A 4,911-nucleotide genomic window follows, 5' to 3' on the forward strand; every position below is an offset into this window, starting at 1 on the left:
TCATCAGCCAGGCACTGGCCGATGCGCGGGCCTGGGATCCGAAGCTGACCCTGTCGGTCAACATTTCGCCGATCCAGATGCGCGACCCCTGGTTCGCCCAGAAAATCCTGAAGCTGCTGGTAGAGGCCAACTTCCCGCCAAACCGGCTCGATATCGAAATCACCGAAAACTGCCTGCACGAGAACATCTCGCTGGTCCGCTCGCTGATCTCAAGCCTCAAGAACCAGGGCATCAAGGTCAGCCTCGATGATTTCGGGACCGGATACAGCTCCCTGGCCCAGTTGCACGCCCTGCCATTCGACCGGATCAAGATCGACCGCAGCTTCATCACTAACCTGCCCGGCAATCCCGACTGTGCGACCATCGTCAAGTCGATCGCCTCGCTGGGCGAAGGGCTTGGCCTGCCGATCACTGCCGAAGGAGTGGAAAACGAGGAAGTGCTAAAGGCGCTGGGCGAATATGGCACCTTCAAGGCCCAGGGCTATTATTTCGGCCGCCCGGCAACCGCAAGCGCAACCGAAAACGAACTGGCCAGCCTCGATTTGCTGATCGGCAAGGCCGTGCCTGACCCAGAGGGGAAGCACGACGACGGATCGGACCTGCCGTTGGCCGGAACCGGTTCCTGAACGCGCGCTCCGATCAGGCTCCACTGGACGCCGCCGCGCCCAAAGCCTAGAGCGCGCTCAATGCGCATTCCTTTCGTCAAGATGCACGGCCTGGGCAACGATTTCGTCGTGCTCGATGCACGCGACGGGCTCGGCGTGCCTGTCGACCGGCGCCTCGCACAGGCCCTTGCCGATCGCCACACCGGGATCGGTTGCGATCAGTTGATCCTGCTCGAAGCCAGCAGCATTGCCGATTTCCGGATGCGGATCTTCAATCCTGACGGCGGCGAAGTAGAAGCCTGCGGCAATGCTACCCGCGCGGTTGGGCTGCTATATGGCAAGCCCGCCCGGATTGAGACGCTGGGCGGCATCCTGACCGCTGACCCGGCCGCAAATGGCATCACCGTCGACATGGGCGAACCGCGCTTCGAATGGGACCAGATCCCGCTTGCCTATGCGATGGACACGCACACTATGCCGGTCGCGTGGGAAGACCTTGACGCGCCGACCGCCGTCAACATCGGCAATCCGCACGTGATCTTTTTCCACCCCGATTGCGAGGCCGTGGAACTGGACCGGCTCGGTCCGGAGATCGAGCACGACCCGCTGTTCCCCGAACGGATCAACGTCAACGTCGCGAGCGTTACCGACCGCACGCATATCCGTCTGCGCGTGTGGGAGCGCGGCGCTGGCCTGACGCTCGCCTGTGGCACTGGCGCCTGCGCCACGGCGATTGGCGCGATGCGCCGCGGCCTGGTGGAGCGCAGCGTTGCCGTCACGCTGCCGGGTGGCACCTTGCAGATCGAATGGACCGCCGAGGGCCGCATCCTGATGACCGGTCCTGCCACCGAATCCTTCCGCGGCAGCTTCGATCCTGCCGCCTATGGAGTAGCCAGGTGAGCGCCGAGGTCATTTCGCTGGGCTGCCGGCTGAACCTCTCTGAAAGCGAAACCTTGCGCGAACTGCTCGCCGCGTCGGACGATCTGGTGGTGATCAATTCCTGCGCCGTGACCAGCGAGGCCGTACGCCAGACCCGTCAGGCGATCCGCCGCGCAAGGAAAGCCCGGCCCGATGCGCGCCTGCTCGTCACCGGCTGCGCGGCGGAGGTAGAGCGCGCGGCGCTGGCCGCCATGCCCGAAGTCGACGGACTGATCGCCAACACCGCCAAGCTCGATCCGCGCGCGTGGAACGCCGCGCCGCGCCCGCTTGCCGAGCAGCGCACCCATACCCGCGCCTTCATTGCCGTTCAGAACGGCTGCGATCATGCCTGCACCTTCTGCGTCATTCCGCAGGGGCGCGGGCCAAGCCGCTCGCTGCGCGTCAGCGAAGTCTTGCGCGAAGTCGAAGCACATCTTGCGCGCGGCGCCAAGGAAGTCGTGTTGACCGGCGTGGACCTGACCAGCTGGGGCCATGACCTGCCCGATGCGCCTGCGCTGGGCAGTCTTGTACAGGCCATCCTGTCCACGTTCCCTGCCCTGACCCGTCTGCGCCTGTCCTCGCTCGACGGGGTGGAGATCGACCCGCTGCTATTCGACCTGATCGCGGACGAGGCACGGATCATGCCGCACCTGCACTTGTCGCTGCAACACGGCAATGACCTGATCCTCAAGCGGATGAAGCGCCGTCACCTGCGCGCCGATGCGGTAAACCTCGTTGCGCGGCTCAAGGCGCGCCGCCCGGATATCGCGGTGGGGGCAGACCTGATTGCCGGTTTCCCCACCGAGGACGAAGCAGCCCACGCCGGGAACCTTTCGATCATCCGCGAACTTGCCATCGTGCATGGCCACGTGTTTCCCTATTCCGCCCGTCCCGGCACCCCGGCCGCGCGGATGCCGCAGGTGACAGCGCCCACGATCAGGGCGCGCGCAGCCGAGCTGCGCGCCGCCGTGGCCGGTGAGCGAGCCCGCTGGCTTGCCGACCAGCTGGGTCTGCCCCAGCAAGTACTTGCCGAACGCGACGGAACCGGCCATGCGCCGTCCTTCGCACGGGTGCGGCTGGCACCCGGAACCATCGCCGGAACAATCGTGACCGTGACCCCCACTCAAATCATCGAAGGCCTGCTGGCATGAGCGGCGAAAGCTGGAGCGACCGCCTGTTCGGCGGTTTCCGCAAGACTTCCGAACGCCTGAGCGAAAACCTCGCCGGGATCGTCACCAAGGCGAAGCTCGACGATGCGCAGCTCGACGATCTGGAAGACGCGCTGATCCTCTCCGACCTTGGGCCGCGCGCCGCGCGCCGGATCCGCGAGCGGCTGGCCGGTGAACGCTTTGAACGCGGGGTCGATGAAGCCGCGATCAAGCAGGCCGTGGCCGACGAAATCGCCGCGATCCTGCGCCCGGTGGCCAAGCCGCTGGAAGTCGTTGCTTTCCCCCGTCCGCAAGTGATCCTGGTGATCGGGGTCAACGGTTCTGGCAAGACCACCACCATCGCCAAGTTGGCGCACCTGTTCCAGGAGCAGGACTATGGCGTGATGCTGGCGGCGGGCGATACGTTCCGCGCTGCCGCCATCGGCCAGCTTGGCGTCTGGGCCGAGCGGCTCGGCGTACCGATTATCAAGGGACCGGAAGGCGGCGATCCGGCGAGCGTCGTGTTCGATGCCGTCAAGGCCGCGACCGATCAGGGGATCGACGCGCTGATCGTTGACACCGCCGGTCGGCTCCAGAACAAGCGCGAGCTGATGGACGAACTCGCCAAGATCCGCCGCGTGCTTGGCCGCCTCAACCCCGAGGCGCCGCACGACGTGGTGCTGGTGCTGGATGCCACCAACGGGCAGAACGCGCTCCAGCAGATCGAAACCTTCAAGGAGGTAGCGGGCGTGACCGGCCTGATCATGACCAAACTGGACGGCACCGCGCGCGGCGGGGTGCTGGTCGCGGCGGCCGAACAATATGGCCTGCCGATCCACGCAATCGGCGTTGGCGAGAAAATCGATGACCTGCGCCCCTTCGACCCCGATCTGGTCGCGCGCGTTATTGCGGGAGTAGCGTGATGACCCAGGAAACCGAAGCGAAGAAGCCAGGCTCCGGCCTGCTCAACCTGTTGGTCGATTACGGGCCCATTGCGGTGTTCTTCGCGATCTACCGGTATTACGCCCCGTCGGATCACAACGACGCGGTTGCTGAAGTTCTGGCCGTGATCCGCGGGACGGTAGCCTTCATGGTCACGGCCGTCGCCGCGCTCGCCGTCTCGCGCTGGAAGCTCGGTAAGATTTCGCCGATGCTGTGGCTGTCGACTGGCCTGATCGTCGTGTTCGGCGGGCTGACGGTGTTCTTCCAGGACGAACGCTGGATCCAAATCAAGCCGACGGTGATTTATCTCGGTTTCGGCGCCGCTTTGCTGCTTGGGGCGGCGCGCGGCAAACCGCTGCTCAAGTACCTGCTCGCCGCCGCCTTCGAAGGGCTCAACGATGCGGGCTGGATGAAGCTGTCGCGCAACTGGGGCTTTTTCTTCTTCTTCCTCGCCGCGCTCAACGAAGTGCTGCGCCGTCAGCTTGAGTTCGGAGACTGGATCGCGGCCAAGCTGTGGCTGTTCATGCCGCTGACCTTCCTGTTCACTTTTGCACATATTCCGATGCTGCTGAAGCATGGCATGTCGGAAAGCGCCGAGGCCGAGGTGATCACCGATCCACCGCATGAGTGAGCCCCTTTGGTGACAATCACTCGCAAAAAGGTGTGACAAGAGCGGCTGAGCGCGCAATAACCGAATCGTGCCCTGGACGCGCAACGGCGCGATGGGTCGCGGACTGGATATCAAAGACAACGCTTCGAATTAGGGGGAAGCAAATGGCCAAGTTTTTTGGAAACCTGAACCTGGTGCTGGCCGTCGGCCTCGCCGTCGCGATTGGCGTTATGCTGTGCTACGCCGAAATCGTCCCGATCGACGTCAACAACCTGTTCCACTGGATGCACGTCGTCGTCGGCATCATGTGGATCGGCCTGCTCTACTACCTGAACTTCGTGCAGGTGCCCACCATGCCGGCTATTCCCGCCGAGCAGAAGGGCGCCGTCACCGGGCACATCGCCCCGAAGGTGCTGTTCTACTTCCGCTACGCCGCGCTGCTGACCGTGATCACCGGCCTGACCATCGCGATCAACGCCGGCTATGCCCACCGTGCGATGACCTTCTCGGGCGCGACCCGCGCCGAAAACATGATCGGCCTCGGTATGTGGATGGCGCTGGTCATGGCATTCAACGTGTGGTTCATCATCTGGCCGGCCCAGAAGAAGATCCTCGGGATCGTCGATGCTTCGGCTGAGGAAAAGGCGGCCGCCGCGCCGCGCGCGCTGATCGCCAGCCGCCTCAACAC

Annotated in this window: 6 protein-coding genes; all 6 read left to right on the forward strand. The window is 64.5% G+C overall.

From position 1 onward, the window contains the following. Positions 1 to 626 (forward strand): EAL domain-containing protein (locus ACE3SN_RS16075; RefSeq protein WP_374531733.1); only part of this gene is annotated, 626 nt, incomplete at its 5' end. A 60-nt stretch (positions 627 to 686) separates the two neighbouring features. Next, positions 687 to 1,505, forward strand: a complete 819-nt coding sequence (gene dapF, locus ACE3SN_RS16080) for a diaminopimelate epimerase (RefSeq protein ID WP_374531735.1) — start codon at positions 687 to 689, stop codon at positions 1,503 to 1,505. Continuing rightward, positions 1,502 to 2,674 carry a MiaB/RimO family radical SAM methylthiotransferase gene (locus tag ACE3SN_RS16085; protein WP_374531737.1) on the forward strand — a complete coding sequence of 391 codons (1,173 nt, stop codon included), beginning with the start codon at positions 1,502 to 1,504 and terminating at the stop codon, positions 2,672 to 2,674. Before dapF ends, ACE3SN_RS16085 begins: the two co-directional genes overlap by 4 nt. Beyond that, positions 2,671 to 3,594: a signal recognition particle-docking protein FtsY gene (ftsY, locus tag ACE3SN_RS16090; protein ID WP_374531739.1), complete on the forward strand. Its 924-nt coding sequence runs from the start codon at positions 2,671 to 2,673 to the stop codon at positions 3,592 to 3,594. Before ACE3SN_RS16085 ends, ftsY begins: the two co-directional genes overlap by 4 nt. Continuing rightward, entirely contained in the window at positions 3,594 to 4,244 is a 651-nt protein-coding gene (locus ACE3SN_RS16095) for an inner membrane-spanning protein YciB (protein ID WP_374531741.1), read from the forward strand. Before ftsY ends, ACE3SN_RS16095 begins: the two co-directional genes overlap by 1 nt. Positions 4,245 to 4,387: 143 nt before the next feature. Continuing rightward, the coding region (locus tag ACE3SN_RS16100; protein ID WP_374531743.1) for a hypothetical protein at positions 4,388 to 4,911 on the forward strand (524 nt) is incomplete at its 3' end.

It is taken from the genome of Novosphingobium sp. (genome assembly GCF_041915465.1).
Lineage (GTDB): Bacteria > Pseudomonadota > Alphaproteobacteria > Sphingomonadales > Sphingomonadaceae > Novosphingobium.

Bases quoted from the DNA above. Each gene is read 5' to 3' on its own strand.
- dapF (WP_374531735.1), top strand. From the start codon at position 687: ATGCGCATTCCTTTCGTCAAGATGCACGGCCTGGGCAACGATTTCGTC.
- ftsY (WP_374531739.1), top strand. From the start codon at position 2,671: ATGAGCGGCGAAAGCTGGAGCGACCGCCTGTTCGGCGGTTTCCGCAAG.
- ACE3SN_RS16095 (WP_374531741.1), top strand. From the start codon at position 3,594: ATGACCCAGGAAACCGAAGCGAAGAAGCCAGGCTCCGGCCTGCTCAAC.